The 2,512-nt window shown below is 30.8% G+C and carries 3 protein-coding genes; all 3 read right to left on the reverse strand.

What is annotated here, in order from left to right:
• A partial coding sequence (locus ACH2BO_RS14690; RefSeq protein ID WP_395045482.1) for an efflux RND transporter periplasmic adaptor subunit occupies positions 1-1,205 on the reverse strand: 1,205 nt, incomplete at its 3' end.
• A 17-nt stretch (positions 1,206-1,222) separates the two neighbouring features.
• On the reverse strand, positions 1,223-1,414 hold the full coding sequence (locus ACH2BO_RS14695; RefSeq protein WP_395045483.1) for a hypothetical protein: 192 nt from the start codon (positions 1,412-1,414) through the stop codon (positions 1,223-1,225).
• A 2-nt stretch (positions 1,415-1,416) separates the two neighbouring features.
• Positions 1,417-2,512 (reverse strand): TolC family protein (locus tag ACH2BO_RS14700; protein ID WP_395045484.1); only part of this gene is annotated, 1,096 nt, incomplete at its 5' end.

Below are 2,512 nucleotides of genomic sequence, written 5' to 3' on the forward strand. Positions count from 1 at the left end.
CCTTTTTTTAGACCCGAAAGCACTTCAATATAGGTATCATCTTGAATCCCTGTGGTTACGACACGAAGTTTTACTTTATTTCCCACTTTGACAAAAACACACTCGTATCTTTTTTCATTTTTTACTTCTGGCGCTTCTTCTGAACTGTCTGAGTTTTCGTCTTCAACAATAAATTCTTTACGGGAAGATGTGGTATCAGTTCTCATGACAACAGCACTAATTGGAACGGCAACAACGTTCTCTTTACGAGTCGTAATGATATCGACAGTTGCTGTCATACCTGGACGAAAAGGCGAAAAACTAGTTGGTTTTCCAACCATTAAATCTTGGTATGATTCTTTAAGAATTCTAACTTTTACTTTAAAATTAGTTACTTGATCGGCAGTTGTTGTAGAACTTGCAGAATTAGAAATACTAGTTACAATTCCTTTAAAAACTTTTTTAAGATAAGCATCAACTTGAATATTTGTACTGTCGCCAATGCTAATTTTTACAATATCATTTTCATTTACATCAACTTCAACTTCCATATTATTAAGATTGGCAACTCTCAATATTTCTGTTCCTGTCATTTGTTGCGTTCCTAAAACTCGTTCGCCAAGTTCTACATTTAGCATATAAATTGTACCACTTTCTGGAGCATAAATTGATGTTCTTCCCAAGTTGTCTTTGGCTTCTTTTACGGTTGCAGAGGCACTTTGAACATTGTAATATGCTGATTGTTTACTTGCTTTTGCAACTTCGAACGATGCAATTGCTTTGTCCCAATCAGATCTTGAAATTATTCCTTTGTCAAACAATGTTTTGTTTCTATTATAATTGGCTTGAGCTTCTTTAAACGATGCATCAGCTTGATTTAATCCTGCTTTTGTACCAGAATAATTAGAGACAGAACGATCAACTCCAGAAGTATATAAATCTGGATTAATTCTAACTAACAATTCGCCTTTTTTAACAACTTGTCCTTCTTTTATTGGCAATGCAATAATTTCTCCAGAAACTTCAGACGATATTTTAACTTCTATTTCGGGTTGTATTTTTCCGGTTGCAGATACTGTTTCTACAATTGTAATTTCATTTGCTTTAGCAGTTTCAATTTCTATTGCATTATCTCTATCACCAAAAACTCCAGTTTTAGACAAAATTACAAGTAGAATTATAATTCCTAAAAGTGCACCAATAATTATTTTTACTTTTTTTGACATGATTGTAATGTTAGTTTTTAATCTTTTTTATTTTGATAATTTGAATGATTTCTGATGTACATGCTCATTGTTACTAAACCACATATTATTATTGGAACAAATGAATCAAGTTTTCTAAAGAAAATTATCAACAAACCAAAAATTGCTCCAACTGAAAATCCTTTTAAACATTCTATAAAAATCTTAAAATTTTCAGATTTAAAATGCATAATTAATTTGTTTGCATAATTGGAATTCCAAAATAAAATTCTACCACTTTTACTTTAAAAACGGCATCGAATTTAGTTCTTAAAACTTCAGATTGTGCGTTGGCATATAATGTTTGCGCTTGATTGTAATCAAAACTATTCATCAATCCTACAGCATATTTTTCTTTGGCATAATTTAATGCTTCACTTCTTGCTTCTAGGGATGTAACCGATGCTTCATAAGCATTTATTGCACCTTTTGCATCTGTAATTGCAGTGTAAACATTTCTTTCTAAATCTAAATTGGTTTGTTTAGATGCAATTTCAGTTCTTTCAAAAGCAACTTTAGAACGTTCTACATTATTTTTTACAGAAAATCCGTTAAATATTGGGACAGAAATTTGAACTCCAAAACTCTGACCTTTATTATCACTAAATTGGTCGAATAACGGTTTTGGATTTCCTAAAATTGGATTATTATTTGCATCCAAACCCACAAATCTGTCAGAATAACTTGCTCTTGTATTAAAATTATAAAATCCAGAAACTGTAGGTTGAAATGCACTTTTAGCAATAGAAATATCTTTTTGAGCCAATTCTAAATTGGTTTTTGCAATTTTAATTTCAATTCTGTCTTGCTTGGCTTTGTCTATAATTGTCTGTGGTTTTTCTAGCATTGTAGCACTTTCTTTTGGTTCGTAATTGGCATCAGCAATATCAAAATTTTCAAAATCTTGTAATTGAAGTAATTGCGCCAAACTCAATTTAGAAATAAACAAACTATTTTCTGCCGCTACAACTTTTTGTTTATCAGTTGCAACTGTTGCTTTTACATCTAACAAATCTCCTCTTGGTACAACTCCTGCACTTACTAATTCGTTAGTTCTAGTAAATTGTTTTTCATCATTGGAAAGCAATTCTTTTTGAACTTTTAAATTTTCTTTATTAAAAAGTATTTGAAGATAAGCATTGGCAACATTTAATGAAATATCATCTTTAATTTTTGTTAGTTGATATTGCGCTGCAAGAATTGAAAGATTGGCTTTTCTTAATCTATATTGATTTTGCAAACCATTGTAAATAGTAACATTAGCACTTAATCCAGCCGATGTAAATTGG

The organism is Flavobacterium sp. (assembly GCF_043773265.1).
Classification (GTDB): Bacteria; Bacteroidota; Bacteroidia; order Flavobacteriales; family Flavobacteriaceae; genus Flavobacterium.

Excerpts from the sequence above, each read along its gene's own strand:
- ACH2BO_RS14695 (WP_395045483.1), bottom strand. The coding sequence starts at position 1,414 with ATGCATTTTAAATCTGAAAATTTTAAGATTTTTATAGAATGTTTAAAA.